The organism is Bradyrhizobium sp. URHC0002 (assembly GCF_054059515.1).
Map to the genome: position 1 here is coordinate 2,717,932 of NZ_JBSSCF010000001.1, position 24,908 is coordinate 2,742,839.

The following is a 24,908-nucleotide window of genomic DNA, read 5'->3' on the forward strand; positions in this document are numbered from 1 at the left end:
TGTAGGGGGTGTGGCATGGCGTACAGGATCGTGGCGGAACGCGGAAACGAGATCGTCAGAATGGACAGAAGCAGTTCGCTGATGGCGGTCGCCAAGGCGCGGGTGTGGGCAAGCGAAGGCTGGGAAGTCACCATCATCGTTAGCGATCAGAACCAGGAGATGGTTCCGCCGGTTCAGGCCAATCGCCGGTTGCTGGCCTACGCGTGATTCTCCGCTCCCGGCGGCGATAGGCCGGCCCGGAGCAGAGCTCTGACCTTGAGATGGAACCGGCGGCCTCGGCCGGCGTTGTGGTTACGGTCAGGGCTTTGAGGAGCGGTGCCATGCAGTGGCGCTCAGCAACCACGGATGCCGACTTGATGAGCGGCGTCGACGACAACGAAGTCTCCTACGCAACCGGATGGACCATCAGCGGCCTTGCGACGCTGGGCACCATCGTGGCGATCTGGCTGCTGGGGATCTGACTTACGCTTACCTCTGCGCGACCCGCTTGCCGCCGGTCACGAGCAGGCCTGCCTTGCGCCCGATCAACAGGCCCATCACTACCAGCAGGCACCACACCGGAAAGAAGAACAGCGTCAGGATGCCGGCGTCTTCGGGATCGGTTTGAAACAGCCATTTGACGACGCCGATGGGCGCCAACAATCCAATCGCGCCGCCGCTCAGGGTGATGATACCAATCACAAGCTTCTGAGCGGTCATCGTCGGCTATCCGGCAATGGCTTCGTGCAAATTGACTGGCTGCAAACACGACGTGAAGGTGCGCAGCCTCGTTTGCGTGCGAAAGAGTTCACGGCATTGAGCGGTTGCCGCGCTCAAGATACACCGAAGAGCTCGACTGTTTAGACCCCGTCCCACATTCCGAACTCGCCGCCACTGCAATCGAAAAGTTGGCGCAATCAAAAAGTTGGCGGCATCCCGCGCGGCACCGCGTCAAGCTACTGTTCTAAGCCCGGCCACCGAAAAGATTGCGATCACAACCTCGCTTCGGCCTGGTCTCTAGTCGTCCCACGTGCGCTCCCCGCACCGGCATTCGAACATGTGGACGATGGAGCCCGAGCGCGAGTTGACCATCGTTCGAATCAGCTTCAATCTTTCACCACAGGAACGGCAGGTCTTGTGCGTCGTCTCGCTTTGCAAGACGGCGACTTTCTCAGCGAGGAATAAATCCATGATCGCCCCCAAAAGTGGCTGCCAGGATGATTCGCCAGGTGCCGGGAAAAACCAACGAGATTATTGGGCCAGAAATCACTTTCCGTCGGAGCGTTGCCTTCCGGCATCGCGGTTGGGCTAGGCAGGGTCTTCTGAATTCCCGTATCGGTCGGGGGTTTTGCAATGCGGCATCTGATGGCCAAAAAAAGTCATGTGGGGATCAATGCCGCAATGCAGGACGTCCCCTAAGGTCTTCCCCAAGCTCGTCTCATTGTAGTCCCGAATCAGATTTTTACTTGGGCTTTACGCCAAGACGATTGTTTTCATTATTGAAAAGTTTTGATGATGGTTCAGGACACCGACAGAATTGTTGTCGGCGCTCGCTTTAAAATGAGCGAGCTTGGAGCCGATCGATGCCCAGAGCTGGCTGGCCGGACTGGCGTCGTTGTCGACGTCAGTCCTCGTACCACGGGCGTCACCGTGCTGTTCGATGGCGCCAAAAGATCAACTTGCCTGCACAGGGACTTCATATCTCCCATTGCGGCTAACGGATCGTGGCGCCGCTAGACGTATTGCAGCGTCACTACCGGCTTCCCAATAGGGCCTGTTTCAAAAATGCAAAAAGCCCCGACAGCGGGGCTTTGAATGGTGGACGCACAAGGGATCGAACCTTGGACCTCTCCCGTGTGAACCACAATCGGTAGACCTCAGCCGACCAAATCCAGCCATAGTAAAGTTGTAAAAGTCCTTGCAGCGCAGGGATTTGCGGCCATAGCGGCCCATAGTGAGCCATAGCTGGACTTGCTAAGTTTTGTATGCCCGCGCTGTGCCCTTCGTGAATTCTCCCGTGGGGCACAACAGAACTGGGAACGTGGAGGGAACGGTTTGTGATCCGTTTCTTGGGTCTCCCTCGACGTATCCCAGGGCACAAGAAGCGAGGGCACAAACGATGGAAAATAGCGAGAAGGGTCTCAGAGCCGAAGTGACGACGAGCTACCTGAGGCTCACTGACGCGGCGATACGTGCAGCCACGCTGCCGCCAGGCAAATCGCAACACTATCTGCACGACACAGAGCAGCCAGGGCTTGCCGTCAGGATGCGCGCGACTGGTGGGCGGACCTGGGTCTTCCTGTTCACCAAGCCTGGGATGCGAGGCACCCAACGCAAGACGCTGGGCGCATGGCCTAAGTTCAATGAGAAGGCCGCGCGCAAGGCCGCCACCGTCGCCGCTGGCGAGGTGGTCATGGGGGTCGATCCGAACGATGCCAAACGCGAGGCAAAGCGGCAACAGCTGGCCGAGAAGCAGTGCACCACGTTGGCGACCCTGATCATTGAATCCGGCCCCTATGAAACGTCCCTGACCGGACGCCAGGTCGTCAACTGGAAACCGGCAATGTCGGCACTGCGACGCGGTCTTAAGGAACATTTCGATCTCGCCATCGGCGAGCTGACGCGACGGCAAATCATGGCGGCGGTGGAGAGGATCGCCAAGACCGGTAAGCGCGGCGCAGCCAAGGACTTGCGCAAGCACACGCACACACTCCTCGAATGGTGTGTCGGCGAAGGTTACGTGGAGCACAACGTGCTCGCTGGCTATCGCGCGCCCAAGGAAACCCGGGCGCAGAGGGTCGGGCGCCGAACGAAGGGCCGCGCGCTGATCGATGAGGAGATCATCAAGGTCTGGCACGCGTCGGGCAAGCTCGGGGCTTTTGGGCAATTAGCACGCATGTGTCTACTCGGTGGCCCGCGCCGCAGCGAGCCAACCATGATCGAGTGGCGAAAGCACATCATGGATGACCGCATCACCTTCGATGCAGCATGGACCAAGATGGGCCTGCACCACGACGTGCCACGCACCCACCTCGTTGGCGAGGTGCTCGCGGCCGCGAAACATTTCCAGCGCGCGACATCCGACTATGTCTTCCCGTCACCGAAGACCGGTGGCCAGATGTCGGGCTTCACCAAGATGGTCAACCGCCTGGTCAAGGAAGCAGATGTCGCCAAGTTCACCATGCATGATTTGAGACGCAGCTTGCGTACCGTCATGTCACGCTGCGGTTACGACAACGAAATCCAGCGGCTGTGTGTCGGGCAAAAGCCACGCGGAATCGATCAGGTCTACAATCACGACGAACAGTGGATCATCCGCAAGATGGCGTTCGAAGCGGCTCATGACTACATCGCGGAGTTGGTCGGCGCGAAACGGGTCGGCAAGGTCGTGCGCCTGCAGCGGACGAATCCGCTCGACCCCATCAAGGCCGAGCTGCTTGGCCGTCTCCGCGAGCATTATGCGGCTGGGGGCGCTTAGTTGCCTTGTCGCATCCGGCCAGATAGCCGCGCACCGCATCGACACGATAGAGCGGGCGGCCATCGACGTAGCGCCATTTCAGCGGGTGGTTCGGATCGCGCCGCCACTGCTCCAGCGCTCCGGGCGTGCGCCGGATGACCGCGGCCGCCTCTAATGCCGTCAAATTAGAGCTGCCCGGCAGCGTATCGATATCGAACGACGCGGGCGGCGGCATGCCACGGTTCTTGCGATGGCGCTTCGTGGCACGTGGCATGTTCCGACTACCTGGCGACCCTAATCCCTCGATCCGAGTCTTTTCGTGCTTATCGCCCATGCCTCCGCCCCAAACCACCGATCGGTCTGAGGCAATAAGATCGTAGTCTTCTCCAGCAAGAAAGAAATCTGGAGCGTAGGTATGGCTGCTGGGTAGCTGTGGCGAACAAATAGGACGAACCGGAATCGGTCTGCGGGAGGTCGACCCGTAACGTCCTTTTGTGTTTTCGGAACCAAGAAGAATATCAACGTCTTTCTGCCGATACCAATTAAAGTACCAGATCACCGGCTCGTCAGGCTCATAACCTGAAGGTCATAGGTTCAAATCCTATCCCCGCAACCAGACATCAAGCCCTTGAGAACACATCGTTTTCGAGGGCTTTTTGCTGCTCCGAATTTGACTAGAAATTTCGCTCGTGGAAGCGCCGTGGAAGCGCCAGGAGGAAAGTCGTAGCGTAAAAACGGCGAGGGCAGACAAGGGTGCTTTCGACGAAACCGTGCTAGGAATTCTCAAGCTCAAAGATCGCGGCCAGCGCGTTGAAATCCGCGTTGTCCTGCATGCCTTGACCGCGCCGGTTATCGCGGAGACATGTCGGTGGCTCGCCCGAAATCTGCCGTTTGTCGATCACGTCGCGTTGATGGGACTCGAAAACACCGGTTTTGCCATTGCGAACGATGCGATGCTCTGGATGGATCCCATGGACTATCGCGAGGGGCTGGCGAGAGCGGTTGATCACCTGGCCGCCGCTGGTGTGAATGTGTCGGTTTACAATCTTCCGAAGTGTGTACTGTCCCGTTCGGTCTGGCCGCATGCGCTGCAGTCGATATCAGATTGGAAGAATGCATTTGTCGAAGAATGCGACCGATGCGACGAAAAGAAGAACTGTAGCGGCTTCTTCACGACCGGACGTCCGCGTTTCAGTCGCGGCATAGCAGCAATCGCTTCCTAGCCAAGCCTCAGAGATTCTACCGCGGCTGTCGAACAAGCATTGATGATTCGGATACAAAATGCCCATTACTCGCGTTGAGAAGATCGTCGCCGGATTAGTTGTAGCTGGTGCTGGGCGAAGCCGTAAGACCGGCAACTATCATTGTCACCATCGGGGTTCGAACGTGGACGCCGTCGAGCTCTCGTCCCTGGATGAGGTGGCGGAATTTTTGCGGGCAAATCCGGGCTCGGGTGTTCGTATGGAGCCTAGATGGAGCAAGATCGTCGACGACATCTACATTGGCGGAATTCCACGTTAGACGGAAGCGCTATGAGCGAGAGCTGGTGCCGATGAGACAGGCGATATTTCACTTGACAGAGACGGCCAAGGGAGCCGAGCGCGCCTTTAAGGCCGTGGTGAAACCTCGGAAGCCAAAGTGAAGCGGCGCGGCCCAACAGCCCACGAGCGGCGTTTGATCGCCATTCACGAGTCTGACAAATCGCTGACAGTGCTGATCGGTCCTTTGATCGGTTCGGTTGCCAATTTCATTGCGTTCCTCTGGTGCTTCGGGATGGTTTTCGCCATCGCGAAGGGGTCTACGGCCGCCGAACTTCAAATTCTGCTCGTGATCGCGGCAGTCCCAGTGTTGTTATTCTGGCTTCTCGGCCGGGTGGCCCGCCGAGCAGCGCAATGCATCAAAGATGAGCGGGAACGTGCAAGCAACTGATCTTGCCGCTAGGTATGTCAAGTGAAACATCGCCCCGGATCAGCGAAGCTGCGGGTTTGGAGGCTCAGCGCGATCGAAATATTTCCGTTACTGTCAAAGCAGCTCGGAGCGCTACCGTTGCCATGCCGCAGGCAGAGGTTTGAGCAGATCATCAAGCTGAAGCGTGCGGGGCTGGCGTCCGGCCAGGATCGCCTCGATGATGTCTGGCGCGATCAAGGTTAGCCGGAGGATGCGGCTCAGGTACGAATCGTTGACTTTTTCGGCTTTGGCTAGTTCTGCCGAGGAGGAATATTCGCCACTCTCGAGCATATGTCGCCAGCGGTGGGCACGCACCACGGCCTTGACCACCGCGCCGTCAACACGCGGGGCGGGCGACCATGGTGCCGTTCCCGGAGGCGACAGGATCTGCTTGCGGCCGCCGCGCTGAAGAAAGCTCACGGAAATGCTGACCACCGCCGTGCGCCCATCTTTGCTAATATGGGCTTTGCCTGCTTGAGCGCCGGTCGTCATGCGGCATCCTGCTGAGTGATGGAATTGCCGGTCAATTCGCCGAGGAGCGAGGTGACGCCATCGATCCGGAGCTTGATATCAACACGGTCGGGCCGGACATCCACGCGTTCGACGAGGAGTTCAATGATGCGGGATTGCTCGGCAGGGAATAGTTCATTCCAAAGCGGGTCGAATGCCAACAGCGAGCTTAGGACGTCAGCCTCGGTCAAGCCCTTGATGGATTTGCGGGCGTTTCGCCAAGTCTGGACGATGATTTCGGGGGAAAGGAGTAGAAGTCGAACCTGATCGATCACAATTTTCTCGATCTCGGCGGCCGGCACACGGGCAACGGGACAATCATCCGGACCCTGCTTCAGCACGGTCTGGCTGAGATAGTAGCGATAGAGCCTTCCATTCTTCCGCGTGTGTGTCGGCGACATGGCGGTGCCGGTGGGGCCATAGATGATCCCCTTTAGCAGCGCGGGCGTTTGCGCCCGTGCGGCGGCCGCGCGCTTGCGTGGGCTTTCCTGAAACTTGGCTTGCACCTTGTCCCAGATCTTACGATCGATGATGCCGATATGCTCGCCGGGGTATGAGACACCCTTATGCAGGGCGACACCGACATAAACGGGATTGTTGAGCAGTTTGTAGAGCATGCCCTTGTCGATCAGCTTGCCATATTTGTTGCGAATTTTTTCCGCGATGAGTTGCCGTGCTAACGTGGTGGCCGAGCCAATCTTGAGGAAGCGCTCAAAGATCGACCGAACGAGCTTGGCATCGAACTCATTGACGATCAGCTTCCGGTCTTTGACCTCGTAGCCCAGCGGAGCCCAACCGCCCATCCACATACCCCGTTTACGGGATGCCGCGAACTTGTCTCGGATCCGCTCGCCGATCACCTCCCGCTCGAACTGTGCGAATGACAGTAGAATGTTCAGCGTGAGCCGGCCCATCGACGTTGTCGTATTGAAGGACTGCGTCACTGAAACAAATGTGACCTTGTGCTGATCGAATACTTCGACTAGCCGGGAGAAATCCATCAGCGAGCGCGATAGCCGGTCGATCTTGTAGACCACCACGACATCGACCTTGCCGGCCTCGATGTCGATGAGCAATCGCTTCAGAGCAGGGCGATCGAGGGTGCCGCCGGAGAATCCGCCATCGTCATACCGGTCAGACACGAGAAGCCAGCCCTCAGCACGTTGGCTTGCCGTGTAGGCCTCACAGGCCTCCCGCTGGGCATCCAGGGAATTAAACTCCATTTCCAGCCCCTCCTCGGTGGATTTGCGGGTGTAGACCGCGCACCGGAGCTTTTGCAGCGGGGAGGGCTTGTCAGGCTGCTTCCTGGTCATGCGGCACCGCGGTGGTTCTTCAGCCCGAAGAATACCCAGCCGTTCCAACGGACGCCTGTGATCTCCCGGGCAATTGCGGATAGCGACTTATAGGGCCGTCCCTGATATTCGAAATCGTCACCGCGAACGGTGACCGCATGCTCTACGCCCTGCCATTCGCGGATAAGGCGGGTCCCAGCGATCGGGAGGCGTTGGCTTCGTCCCTTGGGTCTTTCGCCGGTTTTACCCTCGTACTGCTTTCCGAGCACCCGCAGCCGCTCGACGGTCTCTCTTTTCAGGCCGCCGTAAGCCAGCTCCTGAATGCGGTAGGCTAACCGGCTTTCCAGAAAGCGCCGGTTATAGGGCGGCGGCTCTGTGTCGAACAAAGTACGCCATTTGGCCTTTAGGACCGGCGCAGGTGCGCCCTTGAGGGCAGCCAATTGGGCAAGAATAGGATCATTCATGGGAAGCCTCGGGAGAGTAGGGAGGCACACCAGCGCTCTGGTCGGGCGAGAAGTGAAGCGAACTTTCTCCGAAGTCCGCAGGTTTTCGACCGGACTTCCGGGCCTCCAGACGCGTGAGGCCGACAGCCAGGATTTCGGCGATTTCGATCAGATGTTCGTTTTGGAGGGCGGCGGGCATACGCCATTGAACGGTGAGCGTTCAGATCCTGTCTACGATTTCACATGAAACGGTAGAGCCGCGCAGGTCATAGTACTCGGACGAACAAGCATCGCCCGAAAATGCCTGTGCGCCATTATCAGCAAGGTGAAAAATCGGGACGTGACCGTTGCAACATAACGAAGTGATTCGCACCGAAGCGCCGGCGCACCGACAGAGCTTGCCATGAACGACGTAACAGATTCTTCGCTCGGCTGGACGCTTGCCGAGGCCATCGAACGAACCTCCGATCCGGACGTGATCGCTCCGGCGGACGGAACTGCGGGTGCATTGGGCTTGCAACGAACCGCTATGTGGAAGCGGCTTTCTGAAGGGGACCTTCTTGCCACGGGTTGCTTCGACACTCCATCAGGGCCACCCGTTGCAATCGATCCAAAGGATTTCCCTACTCTGAATTGGGCCGGACCGATCTCGACCGGACTACGCGGGATCGCCGGGTCCGATGTTCAGATATTCAATGTTCGCGTGTTTCCAGTTCTTCACGCTCCAAATGCCCCAGCCAAATTGAATGGACAATCACTTCGTGAGGTCTTCCGAAGGTACGTCATTCGAGATCCAGAAGTTGTCTCTCTAGCTAAGAGGGTCCTCAAAGATGGCGATCGCCACTCTGCCGTCTTTCGGGACGGTCAGGCTCCGGGGCCGTCTGGCGACTTTCATTGGCCGCTTCAGACAACGGCATCGTTGATCGAGTATCGATTTGACGATTCTCATTTGATATATCTCGATGCGCCTCTCCCAACGGCTTCGAAAGCAATATCTGCGGTATCCAAAGTACTCGCTGATCGCATTGGAGCGTTGCGACGCCTCCTCGCCAGCGGACAAGTCGTGGCGTTCGGCACATTTGCGCAGACAGGGATTGAGGGGCCAATCGGACGTTTCCAGTGGACCCGTAGCGAAATCTCGATCGATGTGGAAAGCGGTGATCTCTGCCACGGCGAGGACTATCGCGCTGTGCCCAAGTGGACCGGTGTGGATTTGCGGCTACCAAAGGTGCCCGATCCGGCGAATCATGCGCCGGACGCTCCAGCCCGAAAAATCACCCAGGCGGCTCAAAAAGCTTTTGGGCAAATTCAGACCAAAGAGAAATCCCGTCTTGAGTGTTTCACTTGGCTCCAAGGTCTGATGTCTAATCCAGAGATCGCACCCAGATCCAAGGAGGATCTATGGAATGAGGTGCAGTCAAGATGGCCTGGCAAAATAACCAAAAGAGCATTTTTGACGACTCGGGACCACGCTATTTCGCTGACCGAAGCTTGGGCTTGGAAAGCCGCGGGTCGAAAGCCGAAATCGACGCATTCTTAATCGTCGCACTCCGTTAATCGTAGCGGCTATTTAGCGCATTGGATCGTAGGCAGTCTCAAAGCATCGCAACAGGTGCAACATTGAGATGTCGTCAAACTCTATTTCCCAGGATGCAGACGCCCTTTTTAGGGAGCAGGATGCAGCCGACTTCCTGAGCCTTTCGGTTCGGACGCTTCAGTCCTGGCGTATCCGATTGGCCGGGCCCCCATTTGTCCAGGTTGGTCGCGCGGTCCGCTATCGCCGTCGCGATCTCGTCGCTTGGATTGAGGCGAACACGATCGGGGCGCGGTCGGGGCGGTCATGATGGCGCCAGTGCCCGCATCAAAGAGCACACGCGATGTCCAGAAGCGCCAGAAGGCCGTTGACCATTCGCTCTATCTTGGTCGGGAACGGCTTGGCCGATACGTTCAACTCGATCGCAAACGATTCAAAGCATTTGACGTCCTTGATCGCCCCTTGGGGAATTTTCGTGTCAGGACGAGGGCACTTGCCGCTATTCGTAAAGCATGGGCGAGGCGCTCGTGAGTTGGAAAGCCACAGCCTGGGCCCTCGGCCAGACCACCGGAGCTGCGAGGCGAAAGCTACTCCTGCTAGCGCTCGCCAATTATGCAGACGAAACCGGTGTTTGCTGGCCATCACAAGAGACTTTGGCGCGAGACACCGAGCAGTCGGTAGACACCGTTCAGCGCCAGCTTGATGTCCTCGAGCAACTGAAGCTTCTCACGCGTGAGCGCATGCCCAAACGCCGCGGTCAATGGCAGGGATATCGTTATACGCTATGCTTGCACGCTGGTTGCGGCCCGAGGGGGCAAAGTGCGGCTCGGCGTCCTGATGTGCGGCTCGGCCAGGCCGCAATTTCCGCCCCCACCAGGCCGCAGAGCTTGCGGCTTAAACCTTCAATAGAACCTCCATATGAACCTTCACGCACAAAAGCGAACAGTAATTCCGCAGGAAGACTGTTGGCTTTCCAGAAGAAGCAAGAAGGAGCGGAGGTTGTTCAGAATCGCATAGCTCGCCGCATTGGGAGCGACGGTTGGCTTGTTTTGGGCGAAATGAACGATGGGCAGCGCTCACGTCTATCCACGCTGGAGCGACAGGGGCGCCTAGATGATGCGACGTTAATCAAGGCGGTCCTTGAGATCCGCCTCGGAAGTACGCGATGACGGCGATGACCAGCCCATCAAACATGTGGGGGCCGCCAAAACTATATGGCAATCGGGATGTAGACCGGTTGCAGTGGTTCGCACGCAAAAATCTGGAATTAAATACAAAAAGCCCATCACTATTCTGCGCTTTGCAAGAACTGATCTTGAGCGCTGCGTCGGCGGCAAGAGCCGGAGGCTCAACATGGGGTAGGGGGGCGCCCAAAAGTTTGGACGCTAAGAGCGGGGACCGGTGGGTTAGGCACGCATTTTTTGCCGCGATATTTTGGGAATTATTTTGTTTTGGAGCAACGACCATCGGGACAGAGATCGCAGAAGCCGGAGCGAAAAAGTAAGTCAAATCACCGACAGTGCGTTTGAAAAAACGTCGCGTAATTCAGCAGGGGAGGGGTAGCGCGGTGATGGAATTGAACGCGAAGGAAAACTAAATAATGGACCAAACCAGCACAACACCGGCAATCACATCGCATCGATTGCAGATCGAATACTGGCCGCTCAATCGTTTGATCCCCTACGCCCCCAACGCGCGGACCCATAGCCCCGGCCGAGATCGCGGGGAGCATTCGTGCTTAGCCGAAAAAGAGCGCCGATTGATATCTGAGCGGACCAAAGCGGCCCTGGCGGCAAAAAAATCCGCGGGGGGTGTTTTGGGCAACGTTCGGAATTTGAACGAGGCTGGCGCGATCGGCCGATCCAGGCTGGTCGAGCGGGCCGACGACTTCGCGAGGAAATTGGCGCCTTCCCTTCAGGCTATTCAGTTGCAAGGGGCAACTACACTTCGATCGATCGCGGCGGCGTTGAATAGGCAAGGGATCAAGTCGCCGAATGGAGGCGAATGGCATCCTTCTTCAGTGGCCAATATGACTGGACGGTCCACGGAGCAGGCCTTTTTATAGACGGGAAATTCGCGCCTTGTCGGGAGTTGCATTATTGAACGCGACGATTTGCCAGCTCCCGGGTGGATGCGTCAGAGACTCCTTTTGGCGTTGCCCAATCAACACTCTGACTTGAGTAATGAACGTGATTCCAACTTCCGCACGATCCAACGAGCAGCGGCTCTGCTGATGATAAGCAAGTCATCACTAAAGAGCCCAAGCACCAACGCAGCAAAAATGATGATAGTATCCATAACCTATTCGAAATCAGTATCTTCCTCTGACGGCTCGGCCTCACCGTCATCGTAGCCTGGAATAAAATCTGCGTCGCTCTCGTCCTCCTCGTTCTCCTGGGGAGTTGGAGGTGGATGTACGTTGGTGTTCGGATGAAGCGGTGGCCGAAAAGATAAGGCATGTCACTCCTAGGCGAGCGTTACGTCTAGATACCTTCGAGGGACATACAGAAAGGGAGAAGCTACCTGAGTATGAAAACTGTGAGGCGCACATCCTCACCCGCTTCGTCCCGCACACCAACCAAGGCGGGATGGAGGTACATGATGCCTAAACAACCCGATGAAATTTCGTTTGGGTTACGTCACTGCCGCCGTTTGGCAAAACGGCGAGCACTACAACACCGTGCTATCCAAAAGCTACAAAGACGGCGACGGGTGGAAAGATACCGACCAGCTCAGTACCGGCCCCATCCTATCGCGCGCGATCATTCTCGGGAGAATCGACGTGGCGACAGGTACAGTGAAGTGGTTCAACGCGACGAAGGGCTATGGATTTATCCAGCCCGACACTGGCGGCAAGGACGTGTTCGTCCATATCTCGGCCGTCGAGAGAGCAGGTCTGAGCAGCCTGAATGAGGGCGCTAAGGTAAGCTACGAAGTGACGGCAAATCGCGGGAAGGAATCGGCCGAAAACCTGAGGGTAGGTTGACCGTCGTTATCCATATGGAGGCCCGCCGGTTCACGCTGGCGGGCTTTCTTTGGAAGCGGCCCCGGCGTTTCTCCGCTTCACCGGGGCCGCCAACTCTCAGCTGGGGCTTTGGGGGCTGGAACAGCTGAGAGCCACAACAAGACTCCCTTCGGGAACATTAGTTCCTCTGAAAAAGCGCCAGTTAAGCAGGAAGGTTGAGATCGCTGAAAAAGGCCCGAATTCTCCCGTTGCGGATCCCTGCCTGCCTCAACTTTCAGAATTTAGGGGCTTAACCGCCTGCCCCATCCTTCAGGCAAGGGCTCTCCAGATCGTGGCCTCCCCGCAGCCGTAGTCTATGGCCACCTCCGCCATGGTCTCGCCTCCGGCATACCTTGAGCAGTATCGGAGAAAGGTGGCGGCAAACGCCAAACGTCTCAGCCGGAACCGAACAGGACGCAAACGAAAGTAAAGATGCCCCTCGGAGCCGGGCGATGTGGCGCATGGCAATACGAAATCCGCGACCTTCTTGTGGAACGCCGGGGCCGGTGCGAGGTTGGATAAATCTCGCAGGATCGTGGCTGCGCCGAGGGGCGTTGCACTGGAGGCAGCGCATGAAAGTCATCATCGACGAGGCCGGCGAGATCATCGCCAAAGCAACGGATGACCATACTTTGATCGGCGGCCACCATCGCCTCTCGCAGGCGGCCAGCCTCGGTAAGAGCCTTTTCTGGCGAGATACCGGCGAACCTGTGAAGCTTGATAACTTCTTCAAGCATTATGGAAGATCGCTTCGACATACAGCCTGAACCATTTGGCTTGCTCCGAGGTTGTGGGCGGCGGCGCCGCCGTTCTTGTGTCCGGGTTCAGCCACCCAGTGGCGGATGCCGTGTTGCGGGCCTGATCCGTCTCAGTCGCTTCCGTTGTGCCCATTCAACGAATTTAACAGGCGAAAAAAATGGCCCCGGTTAAGGGGCCATTTTCCGCGTTAGTCTTTCCTTAGTCCCAGTAATGGTGACGCCTGATGATTATGTCACGGTCACCATAGCGGTGATCCCATCCGCGATGCCAACCACGGTCGTGTCCATAGAACCCAACCCGCGGACCGTAATAGTCGCGGTCGCGATAGTTGTCTCGGTCGCCGCCAATCCGTACACTAAAACCCTGAGCGCTTGCGACTGTAGGGGCCGCAATGGCGATGGTTGCTAACGCGGCGAGAACGTAAGAGAGCTTTCTCATGTGTCGTCTCCTCTCGTTAGTGACACTGAAAGAAAACGAACGACGGGCCGTGATGTTTCGGGAACGACGTCGAAACTTTTTTGAATGGATGTTCAGCAACATTGCGAATGGTTCAGGATGAAGAAGAGGTCAGCGGTTCCGCAAGAGCGGCACCATGACAAAGAAGATCAGACTGCCGCGTAACGGCATTCAATCTAGCGTAAAAATACGGAGGTCTTCGTAATCGCCGTTTGGATACTGCATCGGTAAGGTTGAGCAGTTAGCTTAACTCGCGACATGCGTTGCTCTATCGAGAAGTTGAGCTATCGATAAGAACCGCCGGGCAATTGCCCTCGTCCGGTCCCCAAGCAAAGCCGTCAGCGAACATATTCCGCTGGCGGCTTTTTCTTCAAAGGAGCGCGCCACCGATGGCTGGCAAGTCTTGGTTTATGCAGATGATCGTCACGTTATCGAACTCGCCAAAGCCTCGAAGTCCCTAGAGGAGGCCGCTCGTATCATGAAGCGCAAACCTGAGCGCATTCGCAAAGTTGCAATGCGGCTGGGCGTTTCATTCAAAACCGAGAAGAAGAAATAGTCTGCCCGCAACACCGAGGCCGCGCGGCGTCGCAGGGACTTAGTCCGCGTTCGCTATTCCGAAAGCGGACATCCGCCAGTGCGATCTGCTGGTCCGCTTTGTGCCACATCCAGACATCTAGGATGTTGCTGCGCCCTTAGAGCCTGTTATTGTTGAGCCGACATGCGTCTAGGGGAATGATGATTGTGTCTCCAGTGGAACTGTCGAGCAGCGACGCGGAGCGACTGCGAGCCTTTGAGCGCCAAGGACATGATGCTTTGGCAAGTAGCTATCACGCATTTTTTGCGGCGGTGACTGCTCTGGCTACCAATCCTCTTTTCGACGACGTGCATTTGCATCCAGCTATGCGTCTGCTGGATGTCGCAAGCGGGCCCGGTGCTCTTACAGCCGAAGCCGCAAACCGCGGCGCACGCCCGGTCGGCGTTGATTTGTCGCCGCGGATGATAGAACTGGCCCAGCAACTGCACCCCACGATCGAATTTCGTGAGGCTGACGTAGAACGTCTCCCATTTCCTGATCATGCGTTCGACGCGATCGTCTGTGCTTTCGGGCTTGGACATTTTCCCCGGCCGGAACTTGCTGTCGCAGAGTGCATACGAACCCTATCGCAAGGCGGACGCATTGCATTTTCGTGGTGGGATGATCCATCGCGCCAACGTATCCAAGGTATCTTCCGCGACGCCATTGCCGAGATTGGCGTCCCGGCACCGCTGGACGTGCCGCAGGGCCACAATGTGTTTCGTTTTTCCAACTCGGGCGAATTCCTCCGGTTGCTGGACGGAGCTGGCCTCACGGGAGTTAAGGTAACCGAGCATGCTGCTACCTACTTCGTCCCCGATACGGAGACTCTCTGGCGAGGCGGATTAGGCAGTCTGATTCTGACCGGCGCCGTCATCAGAAACCAGGATCAGGCGACTCAAGACTTGATCCGAACCGCGTTCGAACGTTGCGCCAGCGTCTACAAATCAGTCGATGGGCTGAACCTGCCTATCGCTTTCAAGATTGGCTCGGGCCAGCGACCGATTTGAATGGGCGGACAAGCGAAGTCAGCTTAGGGTCGATCGCGTCGGTTTGACCGCGTACCGACGACTTCCGCTCTACCCCCAACGGACATCGTCAGTCCGGCCTGTCAGGTCCGAAAAGTGCCACGAGGCGACACTCAACCCACCTTTCGAGCACCCCCTCCGGGAGCGATCAAATGGAAGAGGGCTCTAACAGGGTGGTCTGCAATCAAAACAGTCGCGCCCACAGAATGGGCGCGAGCTTTCCTCGGCTTCGCTAGAATCCGATCAGCAAAGGAGGCCGTCGATTACTTCTCTTTGATAATGGTCGTGCTGCTAGTGCCACTAGTGCTACCAACGGTGCCTTCCTCGCAGACTTTGGTCTGCTTAACGCGGTCTTCAGCTTCCACGCGGCTCTTGAAGGCCATTGGACCGATCTGCGTCACGACCTCCGTGTCCGCCGGGCGCGTGGTGGTAATCGTGCAGTGACGGCTGGGTCCTTGTACGACGTAGTACTCATCAGCCAGTGCTGGGACGGCGCATCCTATGATTAGTGCGCCAGCAAGAAGAAGGGGTGCTTTCATTGTCGCCTCTCTGTTCAAGTACTGCCGAATAGAGGACGAGCGCGATGAACAGAAGTCCGCGTGCTGCTGCGAAATCTGCCGCTTATCGCTCAATCCTCTCGGCGGTTCTGTAACTCGCCCGATAGTTTGGAGTTCCCGGATTTCTAGTGCGGCCAGCACCAAACCAGATGAGGTGTCCTGAGGTCTGCTCCGGGGTCAAAAGGCGACCTCCGGGCCCGGCTGGTTTAGGTCTGTTCAACCCCCAACAGCGGACATCGGAAGACGGATCGTGCCGCTGGACCGCCGCTCGCGCATTATCCAACCGGCTTCTACTTTCGAGCCAGTCCCTTAAATGAACTAGCCCGCAGCAAGCCTTCCGAAGTAATATCTCGGTACTCAAGGTCGGCGTAGAACCTCGGCTCTACCCACGTCGCCTTGGGCTTCTTGATTGGTCTTGTTAGCTTCGACTTCGGGCTGACCACCGTGTCGAGCTGCTTCCTGATCTGAATGGAGACAGTGCGAGAGCATCCAGTCCCTACGTTGCCCATGTAAACAAGGTCCTTCCCGCCTGTTTGCCGCACTCAGTGACTCTCCTGAGTCCAGCAAATGGCATTGGTCGGAATACCCACGAAATAATCTCCTCACCACCTAACTGAAGCTGATGAAGGTCCAACCAAGCCGATGCCAAGCATCTCGGCATCGGTCGTGCATCTGTTTATCGGGCGCTGGAGGGTTGAGGATTGAGCGCCATTCGTATCAAGCACGACGACATGCCCGACAATAGAGGAAGCTAATGCTCGACACGCTCTTCTGGTACACTGGTATGGTTGCTTGGATCGTGGTCGCCTTCAATTGGGCCTCGATGTTGTACTGCACCGGGCGGGACAAAGCGGTGCTGAAGCGCGCGAGGGCGGCGAGGATCCCTGGAGGCAAATGAAAACCGCCCGCATCCGCATAATTAAACATGAGACAGTGCCCGAATGCGGGAGCTTCGAGGGTCGCTTCGCAGATGGTAGGCCCAGCCAGTACTTTTACTGGGACGACATTCCGGCCCGTCGAATGAGGCCTGAGACGTTGGATCGTGAGACGGCGCTGCAGAAGGCAAAGGCGGTAGCAAGGGCGGCGAGCGTCAGATGACAGTCTGGATCTACGTCGACACCAGCAAGCATGAAACTAAACCCGGACAGGAACGGCCCTTTGTCCGATTCGTTGAATCTGATGGAGTACACCAGAAAAGATATCATCTTGCTTGTCGTCACCACGATGGCGGTGGCGGTGTTCCTGTACTACGTCGCGTTCGCGCCGGCGGACTGACGTGAAGCCGCACTGGAGCGAGCAAAGGCCGCAGAGCCCCGCGCGCTAAATGATTGCGATAATGGCCAAAGCCACCTCGGCTCCGAGGTCCGTGGAGAGCAGTGCGACAAGTGTTGCGGCGCTGAGAATACCGACAGTGGCGATGAAAGCGGTCATTTGAATGTCCCCTCGTTTTGAAGGAGGAAGGCTGAGCCCGGATTGTTTCAGTGTTGCTTCGCGAGTCGACAGAACGACTTCGTTCACGAGAGAGTGCGCGGGTGGGACACCGTCACCATTGGTGTCCGAAAATGCCGCCGCCGGAGGGTGAACGGGTGCGGGCTGTCACGGCCGCGCGGCATAGATGGTGCATATGTGAGAGACTGGAAAGTGCTGAGCTACTGCAGCCTTCCTGAGTAATCGTTATGGCTCGGAGAAACATCCGACGTTGACGTACGCAGCTATCTTGATTGGGCTTGGATTCGCGGCGGGCTACGGTCTGCGCGCCCATCTTTCGACTAAGCGGCGCCTCGCAATTAGGAAGGCTCGTGGAGATTGAGCACTCTGATCCATCTTTTCCCGTTGTTGCTCTTTGTCGTGTTGGCCGGCTGCTATTCTGACCAAAGGCAACAATTGGCGGTCTGCAAAATGGACTTGAGAAGCAAGGTGTTCTCCGCCAATCCTGAAATTCAGGCAAAAGCGGAGACCGACACTCTCGAATTGTGCATGAACGCACGAGGGTACGAGGTAGTCGAGAACAGCTGCCCGATTGGACACAGTTCGCTGGGGAGTCAGTCGGATGATTATGTCGAAACCGGCAAGAAGATAGTTGCGCTGGGAGGCCTGCAGCGGATCGACCCGCTTTGCTACGAGCCGCTGAATTGGTGGGGGAAGCGCTTGTTTTGGTTGGAGCAAATGGTTGGGATAGCTCCTAAAGCTTAAGCGCCAAAAAGGACGCTTCGGTTATCGCGCATTAGAGAGTCAGTGAGTCGCGTTCCGTCATCTGGCTAGGTGTATAGCGGCCAGCCACCAAATCGAATCCACGGCCCGCGCGGACTCAGGATGGGCCTGTCCGTTTGTTGTCTGTTGCGTTCGCGTTTCCATTCATCACACAGGAAACACCATGACCAGCCTAGCTGCTGACGGCTGCTGCAAAGGATAGATCGAGTAACTGATCGTCCCTATGCGCAATGACACCTCCGGCGCGGGCCGTTCCCACCTTCCCGCGGTGGTTGGGTCAACGGAGCGGAGCGGAACATACAGGAGGTTTTAAGTCGGAAGCGCAAGTTCTCTAAACAAACCAAGCGTACCCGCGGGACAAGTGGCAATCCCCGTGTAATTCCGGATAGCGCTTGGCGAGATGCGTGACAGCATTAAGAGCCGTCCGCGAATCGCAATGGTCCCGCTATATTGATGAGATTTTCATGAAGCCATTCGAAAACGGATCAACAGTTAAACTGACAGATCGTTACGCAAAAACGCTTGAAAAGGCGAGGGGAAACCCGAATTGGTCGGTCGGTTAGGATCTGTCATCTGCTGCAATAGATTTTCAGTTTGTATTCTTTGGGAAGGCCGCAGGTCAGTGGATCACGTTCCGCACAAGGCTGTAGAGCTGGCGCTGCATCGGGGCAGCGAGTCACGCACGACTGCGTAGAGCCTTGTTGCAATCCGTCAAATCCGACGTAGAACGCGAGCCGGATTACCAACCGCAAGACAATTGGCTGGGACATCTTTGGTCACAACGCTTCCCGCGCCGATGGCACTGTTGTGACCAATGCGAACGCCAGGAAGAATTATCACGTGGGCGCCAATCCACACGTGATCCTCGATCAGAACCGGTGCGGCCGGCGGTATCTCACGCTGCTCGAGGCCATACTCGTTCCGATCAATGATGCGCAGGTGATGACCGAGCAAACAGTGGCGGCCGATTCTGACTTCTCGGTACGCGGTGATCGACGCGCCGTAGTTGATGAAGGTGTGCTCGCCTATCGAAATATGCGAACCTTCATGAGACACGATTTCGATCGGTACAACGGTGCCCACTAAGCTAACGCCATCTCCAAATTCCACGTCTCCACCAGCCCTGAAATAAATTCGACCGTGCAGGCGTACAGACCATGGCAATCTGGCTGCTGCTTTAGCTCGAATTTGAAGCTGAGCGTTGAGAAGGGCGACAGCTAATTGCGGATTGCAAAGCACCTTGAAGATTTTGCGGATGGCGGTCGACGAGCCTGGGTCATCGCCCGCGGTCGGGCGTTCGCCAGCGTGGTCATTTTTTTTATTGCCGTTGTTCTCTGACGGTGTCCGCATTCGCCTTCCGAAAATCGTCGATCGCTATCGCAGCATCGCATTTGTGGCGAACGGCTCCGTCAACGGCGCAAAAAGAGCATTAGGACAAAGAACGCGACGACCAATCCGGCCGTAGCGATCTGATAAATTAGGTCGTGCTTCTGTTTGTCCATCTCAAACGCCACCCTCAACGAAGCCGCCGAGCCATCGAACATGGCTCGGCCCGGCGACTTCGCCACGCACGCAGGACATGGGCGTATGTTCGGCAGCTGCGAACACTAGTGGCGAAAGCGTGACGTGCAATCGATTGCCGGAATTAAGCTTGATGTCGCCGTCGGGAGTTAATTCTGGAACCACTACTGCGGCTGATCGATAGCCGGTGCGGCAGCGGTCCGGCATCGGCGATCGAGCCAAGTACGCTCACGTCGCGCCCGGGCATCCTACAGCTGTTTTTCAGGCGAACAGATCGGCGCCGGCCGCCGTGAACTTAACAAATGTTCCGCTGTCATGAATTTCCAACCAGCCCCGCTCGATTGCGAGTTTTAATCCGGCGCTGTACTCAGCGGGAGTGCCTCGGTCCACATACAGGAAGGGACCGTTGATCTTCTCGATATAGATTCGGCCATCCTGAATTGGCTCGAAGACGTGTGCATGCTCTAGCAAACGGCGGGCTGCTTTTTCAGGATCGGCGAACGGTCGGTCGGCAGTCAGTTTCAAAGCAAGGCCTTACGTTTTCCAATGCCGGGAAAATGGCACGGATGACCGACTCTGTCATGCCAGTTTGGCACGATGTTCACAGAACCTGCAGTGCCGCATTCCTTGCAGACGAGGCGCCGGGCGATCATCGACCAAGGTATTCTGGGGCAGGGTATCCAATCGGACATCGAGACTCAGCCCGCCACCCGGCGGGGCTTTGTCGTGCCGCGACGAAAGGCGGGAACTTTTGCTAAACTTCGTATTTGAGGTGTTTTTACAGGAGTTTTGCGTATGCCCCAGTCAAGACGTGCGTGGAAGGAAGATGACATCGCCAAGCTGAAGGCTATGGCTGGGAAGGTGCCGGGGGAGCGGATAGCCGCCGAGCTGGGCCGAACCCTTGGAGCGCTAGCGGTAAAGGGCTGTAGCTACGGCTTACGTTGCGCACCAAGCATCGTGGCAAAAGAATTGAGGCAGACGCGGATGCTGCAACAGTAGGAAGCATTCCTTAACTTCCCGCGCATAAAGGTCACGAGTAATCGCGGGTCGCCCCTCAATAAGGTCCCGCGAGAGTGAAGCGTAGAGCCGTCGCTGTCTCAACCCAGCGGCGGCTTTTTTCTTGCCATCCTGTGGCGGGCCCTGTCTTTCGCCGAATTTCTGTCACCATCCTATCGCGCGCGATCAACCTCGGGGAGAAACGACGTGGCGACAGGTACAGTGAAGTGGTTTAACGGGCAAAAGGGCTACGGCTTTATCCAGCCCGACACTGGCGGCAAGGACGTGTTCGTCCATATCTCGGCGGTCGAGAAAGCGCGTCTGAGCAGCCTGAATGAGGGCGCGAAGGTAAGCTTCGAAGTGACGGCCAACCGCGGGAAAGAATCCGCCGAAAACCTAAGGGTGGGTTGATCGTCGTACGCCCGTGCCAAGCATGGGCGGTCCTGCGACAATCTTTTCGTCTGATCTGTCGGGTTCTTTACAGACACCGGCCGAAATCAGAATTTAACTCGGGCAATGTCGGCATGCCCGGCATAGAACAGGACGGCCCCAGCTTGGGATCCAGCCCCCTCAAGCTGCGGCCGGTCTGTGCCTTTAAGGCCGTGTTCTTAGGGATACTCCAGCCTGTGGAAAACTGTAAGGTGGCTCTTTGCCGGCGCGGTTTTCATTCCAATTTTTTTCCAGCGAAGGGCCGCGCCAATGCGGCCTTTTTTCAGGGGCGCAGGCCAGATCAGATCATTGACTAGTTGGCCCGCTAGTTCACGCGGGCGGGCTTTTCTTGGGAAGCGGCCGGGTTGTCTGCGCTTTCCCCAACTCTCAGCTGGGGCTTGGGGGCTGGACAGCCAAGAGCGACGGCTAGACTCCTGTCGGGAAAATTAGTTCCAAGCTTGGAGTGTCCTAATTTGCCCTTTTATCGGGTAACCGACGGCAACCGTACCGGAGCCCTTTTCGTTGTCGATTGCAGTGCCAGAACACAGAGTGTCAGGTCGTTCAGACGGCCAACCCAATAGGATGGCGGCACCAGCAAAGTTCTGTTCCCTTGGGCCAATCAGTGGCCTAAAATGACGACAAAAGGGACGTCGAGAAACGGCAAGCTATCGTGGACAAGCTTAAAAGATCCTTGGAGCAGTTGGAGCCACCGCACTGCCCGAACTGCTCGATCGAAATGAAGTGGTCGCGCTCAACACTCGTGGATGCGACGACCATCGTGCATGTTTTCGTTTGTTCCGGGTGCACCCAGATCGCAGAAAGCAAGTCCACGATCAGCGCGGTCAGTACCCCACCCAAGAAGCTGTCGGCACCACGTCACCGCCACGCCGCTTAGGCCGTCGGCGCCACACTCGGCCCACGCGCCCGCCGCGGCCGGACTCACCGATGGCCTTCCTAAGCCGGTGCAGGGCCTGTTCACGGAGTGGACACAAATCGGTACTGGGCTCAGTGGCCTAGTTTGATTTTGGGAGTGGCCTGATTTACTTTTGTCCGATGGAAGACAACCTGGAACTTCTGACAAAAATTCAAGAACGGATCATCGAATGCCGTCGCGCGGCATCCGAAGCGCAGGATTCCAAGGTGGCTCTATTTCTTTACCGCTTGGCCGATGAGGTTGAAGCAGAGGCGCGCGAAGCTGACTTGATCGGGACGTAAGGCTGCCTCTTTCATTCCAGAACCTCGTACTCAAAGGCCACGCCTTCCGGATCGTTTTCCGCGAACCAGGTTTCCGCGGCGTCCGTGGTGGCGAAGACGTTGAGGTCGGGACCCCGACCTGCTTACTCGTATCCACGTAGATTAGCACGGTCACTGGTGGCCTATCTTGCCGACAGGGAAGCGGCCCCGACCAACGAGTCGGAGGGACGCCGGGGCCGCTTACTTCCAGGAGCCCTGGGAGTAGTCCCGGAAGCTCATGTTAGAATGCTTTGGGTGCGTAACCGTTCCTATTTCAGGTCCTGAACGGCCTTGGCAACGGCCTTCGCCTTCTCCAGCGCCGTCTCTCGATCAAACGTCTCAGGCCTCATCCGGCGAGCCGGTATGTCGTCCCAATAGAAATGCCGGCTGGGCCGACCTTGCGGGAAGCGGACCCAAGCTACCGCAATCCGGGACCACTTCGTGCTTGATGATGCGTATACCATCTCCTATTTCGTCAAGATCTATCTTCAAGCCGAACGCAAAAGGCCCGGCGCTCTAGTACCAGCACCGCCCATCCGTGGGGACAGGTTTCCCTCCGGCGCTGCACTGTCGGGTGAAGACCGGAGGCGGCGAGTCGAACGCAACAAAAGACGTAGCGTTCCTTGTCGCTTGCGCGCTCACGGCAGCAATTATCACCGGTTCGCCGCACATTATAATCGCAACCCAGGAACCAACCTCAGCCATTCCGTTTTAGGAGTGGCATGGACTCGAGATGCGGCCGGCAATCGATCGACTCCGGGTCTGCCAAACCTGCCTCAGGCAGCCAATTGGAGTGCGTGAAATGGCAAGCCAGATCGTGATGGATCGTACCGGCGACACCCGCCACATGTTCGACAAGCAGGATCGTGCGGAGGTCGCAAAGGCCGAGCAGCGGTTCAAGGAATTGACCGGCGCAGGCTTTACGGCTGGTGTGCGGTCAGGCCCGGGCGAGCAGCGGATTATCCGCTCCTTCGATCCAACGGCGGAAGAAACGTTGTTCTATCCGCGCCTGGTTGGCGGCTGACGGCGGTGAGCCAGCAAATCCTTCTTTCGGTAGGCTCGTTCGGCCTCGCCTTAATTGGTATGCTGCTGCTTTCGGCGCTCTTAATGGTCGTTGCGTGGTCTGGTTCCTTCGCGAGGGCGCGAGCGCTGAGCCTGCTGGAGGAATGGCTCTCGCCGGAGCAGCGCGCGTGCTACGAGCGCTTCCGGTATTTCGACGTTATAGGCAGCGATACCGGCACGCGCTACCGGGTACACCACGGCACCCAAACCAACATTGAGGAACTGAGCCACACGGGACAACGTGTCTGCAAATGGTGCTTCGTTCCGGAGGGCAACCTCGTCGCTGCCGATGTGATGCTGGCGCAGAAGATTGCCCTTGAAACAAACGAGCGCGGCGCGCTCTCCGTGGCACATCGCTCGTTCGTGTCGAGGTAGGAGCCATGTCGTGAGGCAGACAGTCAGGTCTCAGGTCTGACCGAGTGTCGCCGCGTCACCAGGTTGCGAAGTACAGCGCGGACGGCGGCGCGGCCGGAATGTTGGCTACCGTGTTCGCAGAGCCACAGACGTTAGTGAGACAGAGAGAGACTGATCCGGTTACGGGTCTGACGACGTCCATTCGAGGCCATCTTTTCCAGGACGTAGGATAGAGCCGCTTCCAAGATAGGTATCCCTCCTGCGCACCAGTCGTCCCCTCCCTGCAGGATCGCCGACCTGCTTGCTGGTGTCGACATCGACTCACACGGGGTGTGCTCATAGATCCTCCCGGAGACCTTTGAAAAACGGATGGCGCACCTTTCCCTCGGCCGACTTGGCGCGGTATTCGATTTCCGCGAGCAATTCGGGCTCGACCCAGATGCCCTTATGAGCGATTCGCTTGGTGTAGGGCTGGGTTTTACGGATCAGGGGCGTGAGGCGCTTGCGCAGCTCGGCGGAAGATCTTTTGTCGAAACCGTGGTCGACCTTGCCGGCATAGACCAGGTCGTCACCCTCTAAATCAGACTCAGAGGGAGTTTACATGTTCGTCCGGGGACGTTGGAGAGCTAACTCGTAGTGATCCTCGAACTTAGAGGGTTCGAACTGCCAAGCTTGGGTTTGCACGATGTGCTTGGCGAGGCCGAGCATGTCCTTGGTGATTTTGACGTCCTGGATGTCGTCAAAATACTCGGCTGCGTCCCGCACTTCATATGGATAGCGCAGCAGCATCCCCATTAAGCCTTTGTCACGCGCTTCGAGATTTGATGCTGGCGCGAAGGGCATCCATCAGGTTGTAGACATTGCCGCGAGGCTGGCTCTTTTGCTTCTTCTCCAGCAGGTGACCAGCCGGCGGAAAAACCGGCGCGGGCCGCTAAGAAGGCGAAGTTAGCTAAGGCACCCGCCAAACGCAAAGGCGATGACGTCCTCACGATTAATCAAAACGACCCTGCCAATCGCGACTTGATCGAGCACTCGTATGGTTTCGCGGATCACAGCGTACGCATCGTGCCTGCCACTGAGGCGCCGGCTGTTAAAAAGCTGGCTTAGATCGTGCGTCGACGTCCTGCCACCATGCCGTAAACAAGCAAAACGATCACGGCGCCAACCACGGCTCCGATCAGCCCGGCACCCTCGCCTGGCCGATACCAACCAAGTGCTTGTCCTAGGAACGTCGCGACGAATGCCCCTACGATTCCGAGAATCGCGGTGAGGATAAAGCCTGTTGGCTCGTTGTCTCCAGGCATGATGAACTTAGCAATCACACCCGCTACAAATCCGATTATAATCGTCCACAAAATGCTCATGCGATTGTTCCATGGTCGTTTTGATGCGGCAGTAACGTTCCATGTTGGCTTGCGTTCCAGTTGGATTGTCAGCCGGTGGACGCCCTCAAGTAGCCCGCGCAAGGGGTTGGACGGGGTCGACCTACAAAACACCTTGACCTCCAGTCTGCCTGGTCCCCTCGCTAGCGCCGTTCGTTATCGCACCCTGCAGCTGTACTT

At 57.3% G+C, this 24,908-nt stretch carries 27 protein-coding genes, 1 tRNA gene and 3 pseudogenes; 18 read left to right on the top strand and 13 right to left on the bottom strand.

The genetic code is table 11. The features are described 5' to 3' along the window. The first annotated feature begins 15 nt into the window (after positions 1-15). Together ACVWVY_RS13020 and ACVWVY_RS13025 are read left to right on the top strand one after the other, a co-directional pair. The gene (locus ACVWVY_RS13020; RefSeq protein ID WP_456626742.1) at positions 16-207 is read left to right on the top strand and encodes a hypothetical protein; all 192 of its coding nucleotides are present in this window, start codon (positions 16-18) and stop codon (positions 205-207) included. Positions 208-320: 113 nt separating this feature from the next. Continuing rightward, positions 321-461: a hypothetical protein gene (locus ACVWVY_RS13025; RefSeq protein WP_456626743.1), complete on the top strand. Its 141-nt coding sequence runs from the start codon at positions 321-323 to the stop codon at positions 459-461. 7 nt (positions 462-468) lie between these two features. Here ACVWVY_RS13025 and ACVWVY_RS13030 read toward each other — a convergent pair whose 3' ends face one another. Then, a complete protein-coding gene (locus ACVWVY_RS13030) occupies positions 469-699 on the bottom strand; it encodes a hypothetical protein (protein ID WP_456626744.1) in 231 nt (76 codons plus the stop codon). A gap of 1,399 nt (positions 700-2,098) precedes the next feature. On the opposite strand from ACVWVY_RS13030, the gene ACVWVY_RS13035 reads away from it, so the two are divergent. Next, positions 2,099-3,457: a tyrosine-type recombinase/integrase gene (locus tag ACVWVY_RS13035; RefSeq protein ID WP_456626745.1), complete on the top strand. Its 1,359-nt coding sequence runs from the start codon at positions 2,099-2,101 to the stop codon at positions 3,455-3,457. Here the strand turns inward: ACVWVY_RS13035 and ACVWVY_RS13040 are convergent. Then, positions 3,402-3,770 carry a hypothetical protein gene (locus tag ACVWVY_RS13040; protein WP_456626746.1) on the bottom strand — a complete coding sequence of 123 codons (369 nt, stop codon included), beginning with the start codon at positions 3,768-3,770 and terminating at the stop codon, positions 3,402-3,404. The two genes, ACVWVY_RS13035 and ACVWVY_RS13040, sit on opposite strands and share 56 nt — an antisense overlap. 131 nt (positions 3,771-3,901) lie before the next feature. On the opposite strand from ACVWVY_RS13040, the gene ACVWVY_RS13045 reads away from it, so the two are divergent. From ACVWVY_RS13045 to ACVWVY_RS13055, 3 genes are all read left to right on the top strand, one after another. Further along, positions 3,902-4,052: transfer RNA gene (locus ACVWVY_RS13045), tRNA-Met, on the top strand. Between the two features lie 73 nt (positions 4,053-4,125). Further along, positions 4,126-4,659 carry a hypothetical protein gene (locus tag ACVWVY_RS13050; protein ID WP_456626747.1) on the top strand — a complete coding sequence of 178 codons (534 nt, stop codon included), beginning with the start codon at positions 4,126-4,128 and terminating at the stop codon, positions 4,657-4,659. Positions 4,660-5,074: 415 nt separating this feature from the next. Continuing rightward, complete coding sequence (locus ACVWVY_RS13055) at positions 5,075-5,365, top strand: hypothetical protein (RefSeq protein WP_456626748.1); 291 nt, start codon at positions 5,075-5,077, stop codon at positions 5,363-5,365. 111 nt (positions 5,366-5,476) lie between these two features. On the opposite strand, the gene ACVWVY_RS13060 is transcribed toward ACVWVY_RS13055, so the two are convergent. Genes ACVWVY_RS13060 through ACVWVY_RS13070 form a run of 3 tightly spaced genes read right to left on the bottom strand, consistent with a single transcriptional unit; the run spans position 5,477 to position 7,649 of the window. After that, positions 5,477-5,875, bottom strand: a complete 399-nt coding sequence (locus ACVWVY_RS13060) for a hypothetical protein (protein ID WP_456626749.1) — start codon at positions 5,873-5,875, stop codon at positions 5,477-5,479. After that, a complete protein-coding gene (locus tag ACVWVY_RS13065) occupies positions 5,872-7,206 on the bottom strand; it encodes a recombinase family protein (RefSeq protein WP_456626750.1) in 1,335 nt (444 codons plus the stop codon). Before ACVWVY_RS13065 ends, ACVWVY_RS13060 begins: the two co-directional genes overlap by 4 nt. Then, a complete protein-coding gene (locus ACVWVY_RS13070; RefSeq protein ID WP_456626751.1) occupies positions 7,203-7,649 on the bottom strand; it encodes a DUF2924 domain-containing protein in 447 nt (148 codons plus the stop codon). Before ACVWVY_RS13070 ends, ACVWVY_RS13065 begins: the two co-directional genes overlap by 4 nt. A gap of 382 nt (positions 7,650-8,031) precedes the next feature. On the opposite strand from ACVWVY_RS13070, the gene ACVWVY_RS13075 reads away from it, so the two are divergent. From ACVWVY_RS13075 to ACVWVY_RS13105, 7 genes are all read left to right on the top strand, one after another. Beyond that, positions 8,032-9,168, top strand: coding sequence for a hypothetical protein (locus tag ACVWVY_RS13075; RefSeq protein ID WP_456626752.1), 1,137 nt, complete (start codon positions 8,032-8,034; stop codon positions 9,166-9,168). A gap of 85 nt (positions 9,169-9,253) precedes the next feature. Then, a complete protein-coding gene (locus ACVWVY_RS13080) occupies positions 9,254-9,472 on the top strand; it encodes a helix-turn-helix transcriptional regulator (RefSeq protein ID WP_456626753.1) in 219 nt (72 codons plus the stop codon). Positions 9,473-9,674: 202 nt separating this feature from the next. Next, positions 9,675-10,331, top strand: a complete 657-nt coding sequence (locus ACVWVY_RS13085; protein ID WP_456626754.1) for a helix-turn-helix domain-containing protein — start codon at positions 9,675-9,677, stop codon at positions 10,329-10,331. Between the two features lie 431 nt (positions 10,332-10,762). After that, positions 10,763-11,227 (top strand): recombinase-like helix-turn-helix domain-containing protein, encoded by a 465-nt coding sequence (locus ACVWVY_RS13090; protein ID WP_456626755.1) that lies wholly within the window; start codon positions 10,763-10,765, stop codon positions 11,225-11,227. A gap of 717 nt (positions 11,228-11,944) precedes the next feature. Further along, positions 11,945-12,148 carry a cold-shock protein gene (locus tag ACVWVY_RS13095; protein WP_456632192.1) on the top strand — a complete coding sequence of 68 codons (204 nt, stop codon included), beginning with the start codon at positions 11,945-11,947 and terminating at the stop codon, positions 12,146-12,148. A 590-nt stretch (positions 12,149-12,738) separates the two neighbouring features. After that, positions 12,739-12,933 carry a hypothetical protein gene (locus ACVWVY_RS13100; protein ID WP_456626756.1) on the top strand — a complete coding sequence of 65 codons (195 nt, stop codon included), beginning with the start codon at positions 12,739-12,741 and terminating at the stop codon, positions 12,931-12,933. Positions 12,934-14,131: 1,198 nt separating this feature from the next. Continuing rightward, positions 14,132-14,965, top strand: a complete 834-nt coding sequence (locus tag ACVWVY_RS13105) for a class I SAM-dependent methyltransferase (RefSeq protein WP_456626757.1) — start codon at positions 14,132-14,134, stop codon at positions 14,963-14,965. A 281-nt stretch (positions 14,966-15,246) separates the two neighbouring features. Here the strand turns inward: ACVWVY_RS13105 and ACVWVY_RS13110 are convergent, their stop codons facing one another. Beyond that, a complete protein-coding gene (locus tag ACVWVY_RS13110) occupies positions 15,247-15,522 on the bottom strand; it encodes a hypothetical protein (protein WP_456626758.1) in 276 nt (91 codons plus the stop codon). Positions 15,523-15,830: 308 nt separating this feature from the next. Next, complete coding sequence (locus tag ACVWVY_RS13115; RefSeq protein ID WP_456626759.1) at positions 15,831-16,049, bottom strand: ATP dependent DNA ligase; 219 nt, start codon at positions 16,047-16,049, stop codon at positions 15,831-15,833. 1,297 nt (positions 16,050-17,346) lie between these two features. On the opposite strand from ACVWVY_RS13115, the gene ACVWVY_RS13120 reads away from it, so the two are divergent. After that, positions 17,347-17,733, top strand: a complete 387-nt coding sequence (locus ACVWVY_RS13120; RefSeq protein ID WP_456626760.1) for a hypothetical protein — start codon at positions 17,347-17,349, stop codon at positions 17,731-17,733. A gap of 729 nt (positions 17,734-18,462) precedes the next feature. On the opposite strand, the gene ACVWVY_RS13125 is transcribed toward ACVWVY_RS13120, so the two are convergent. Both ACVWVY_RS13125 and ACVWVY_RS13130 read right to left on the bottom strand, forming a co-directional pair. Next, complete coding sequence (locus tag ACVWVY_RS13125) at positions 18,463-19,101, bottom strand: DapH/DapD/GlmU-related protein (protein WP_456626761.1); 639 nt, start codon at positions 19,099-19,101, stop codon at positions 18,463-18,465. 432 nt (positions 19,102-19,533) lie between these two features. Continuing rightward, positions 19,534-19,797, bottom strand: a complete 264-nt coding sequence (locus tag ACVWVY_RS13130) for a hypothetical protein (RefSeq protein WP_456626762.1) — start codon at positions 19,795-19,797, stop codon at positions 19,534-19,536. Positions 19,798-20,475: 678 nt separating this feature from the next. Here ACVWVY_RS13130 and ACVWVY_RS13135 point away from each other — a divergent pair. From ACVWVY_RS13135 to ACVWVY_RS13150, 4 genes are all read left to right on the top strand, one after another. Then, on the top strand, positions 20,476-20,679 hold the full coding sequence (locus ACVWVY_RS13135; RefSeq protein WP_456626763.1) for a cold-shock protein: 204 nt from the start codon (positions 20,476-20,478) through the stop codon (positions 20,677-20,679). A gap of 1,071 nt (positions 20,680-21,750) precedes the next feature. Next, a complete protein-coding gene (locus ACVWVY_RS13140; RefSeq protein ID WP_456626764.1) occupies positions 21,751-21,912 on the top strand; it encodes a hypothetical protein in 162 nt (53 codons plus the stop codon). Between the two features lie 820 nt (positions 21,913-22,732). Continuing rightward, the gene (locus tag ACVWVY_RS13145; protein WP_456626765.1) at positions 22,733-22,954 is read left to right on the top strand and encodes a hypothetical protein; all 222 of its coding nucleotides are present in this window, start codon (positions 22,733-22,735) and stop codon (positions 22,952-22,954) included. Between the two features lie 5 nt (positions 22,955-22,959). Next, on the top strand, positions 22,960-23,367 hold the full coding sequence (locus ACVWVY_RS13150) for a hypothetical protein (RefSeq protein ID WP_456626766.1): 408 nt from the start codon (positions 22,960-22,962) through the stop codon (positions 23,365-23,367). Positions 23,368-23,682: 315 nt separating this feature from the next. Here ACVWVY_RS13150 and ACVWVY_RS13155 read toward each other — a convergent pair. From ACVWVY_RS13155 to ACVWVY_RS13170, 4 genes and pseudogenes are all read right to left on the bottom strand, one after another. Continuing rightward, positions 23,683-23,922, bottom strand: a pseudogene (locus ACVWVY_RS13155) (ATP dependent DNA ligase); the annotation flags it as partial. Between the two features lie 45 nt (positions 23,923-23,967). After that, a pseudogene (locus ACVWVY_RS13160) lies at positions 23,968-24,165 on the bottom strand (Ku protein); the annotation flags it as partial. A gap of 153 nt (positions 24,166-24,318) precedes the next feature. Further along, positions 24,319-24,414: pseudogene (locus ACVWVY_RS13165) on the bottom strand (Ku protein); the annotation flags it as partial. Positions 24,415-24,449: 35 nt separating this feature from the next. Further along, the gene (locus ACVWVY_RS13170) at positions 24,450-24,710 is read right to left on the bottom strand and encodes a GlsB/YeaQ/YmgE family stress response membrane protein (RefSeq protein WP_456626767.1); all 261 of its coding nucleotides are present in this window, start codon (positions 24,708-24,710) and stop codon (positions 24,450-24,452) included. Between the last annotated feature and the right edge of the window lie 198 nt (positions 24,711-24,908).

Coding starts and splice junctions, on each gene's coding strand:
- ACVWVY_RS13070 (WP_456626751.1), bottom strand. CDS start 7,649: ATGAATGATCCTATTCTTGCCCAATTGGCTGCCCTCAAGGGCGCACCT.
- ACVWVY_RS13075 (WP_456626752.1), top strand. CDS start 8,032: ATGAACGACGTAACAGATTCTTCGCTCGGCTGGACGCTTGCCGAGGCC.
- ACVWVY_RS13115 (WP_456626759.1), bottom strand. CDS start 16,049: ATGGGCAACGTAGGGACTGGATGCTCTCGCACTGTCTCCATTCAGATC.
- ACVWVY_RS13035 (WP_456626745.1), top strand. CDS start 2,099: ATGGAAAATAGCGAGAAGGGTCTCAGAGCCGAAGTGACGACGAGCTAC.
- ACVWVY_RS13065 (WP_456626750.1), bottom strand. CDS start 7,206: ATGACCAGGAAGCAGCCTGACAAGCCCTCCCCGCTGCAAAAGCTCCGG.
- ACVWVY_RS13090 (WP_456626755.1), top strand. CDS start 10,763: ATGGACCAAACCAGCACAACACCGGCAATCACATCGCATCGATTGCAG.
- ACVWVY_RS13085 (WP_456626754.1), top strand. CDS start 9,675: ATGGGCGAGGCGCTCGTGAGTTGGAAAGCCACAGCCTGGGCCCTCGGC.
- ACVWVY_RS13060 (WP_456626749.1), bottom strand. CDS start 5,875: ATGACGACCGGCGCTCAAGCAGGCAAAGCCCATATTAGCAAAGATGGG.
- ACVWVY_RS13170 (WP_456626767.1), bottom strand. CDS start 24,710: ATGAGCATTTTGTGGACGATTATAATCGGATTTGTAGCGGGTGTGATT.
- ACVWVY_RS13030 (WP_456626744.1), bottom strand. CDS start 699: ATGACCGCTCAGAAGCTTGTGATTGGTATCATCACCCTGAGCGGCGGC.
- ACVWVY_RS13110 (WP_456626758.1), bottom strand. CDS start 15,522: ATGAAAGCACCCCTTCTTCTTGCTGGCGCACTAATCATAGGATGCGCC.
- ACVWVY_RS13140 (WP_456626764.1), top strand. CDS start 21,751: ATGGAAGACAACCTGGAACTTCTGACAAAAATTCAAGAACGGATCATC.
- ACVWVY_RS13125 (WP_456626761.1), bottom strand. CDS start 19,101: ATGCGGACACCGTCAGAGAACAACGGCAATAAAAAAAATGACCACGCT.
- ACVWVY_RS13145 (WP_456626765.1), top strand. CDS start 22,733: ATGGCAAGCCAGATCGTGATGGATCGTACCGGCGACACCCGCCACATG.
- ACVWVY_RS13080 (WP_456626753.1), top strand. CDS start 9,254: ATGTCGTCAAACTCTATTTCCCAGGATGCAGACGCCCTTTTTAGGGAG.
- ACVWVY_RS13100 (WP_456626756.1), top strand. CDS start 12,739: ATGAAAGTCATCATCGACGAGGCCGGCGAGATCATCGCCAAAGCAACG.
- ACVWVY_RS13020 (WP_456626742.1), top strand. CDS start 16: ATGGCGTACAGGATCGTGGCGGAACGCGGAAACGAGATCGTCAGAATG.
- ACVWVY_RS13040 (WP_456626746.1), bottom strand. CDS start 3,770: ATGGGCGATAAGCACGAAAAGACTCGGATCGAGGGATTAGGGTCGCCA.
- ACVWVY_RS13025 (WP_456626743.1), top strand. CDS start 321: ATGCAGTGGCGCTCAGCAACCACGGATGCCGACTTGATGAGCGGCGTC.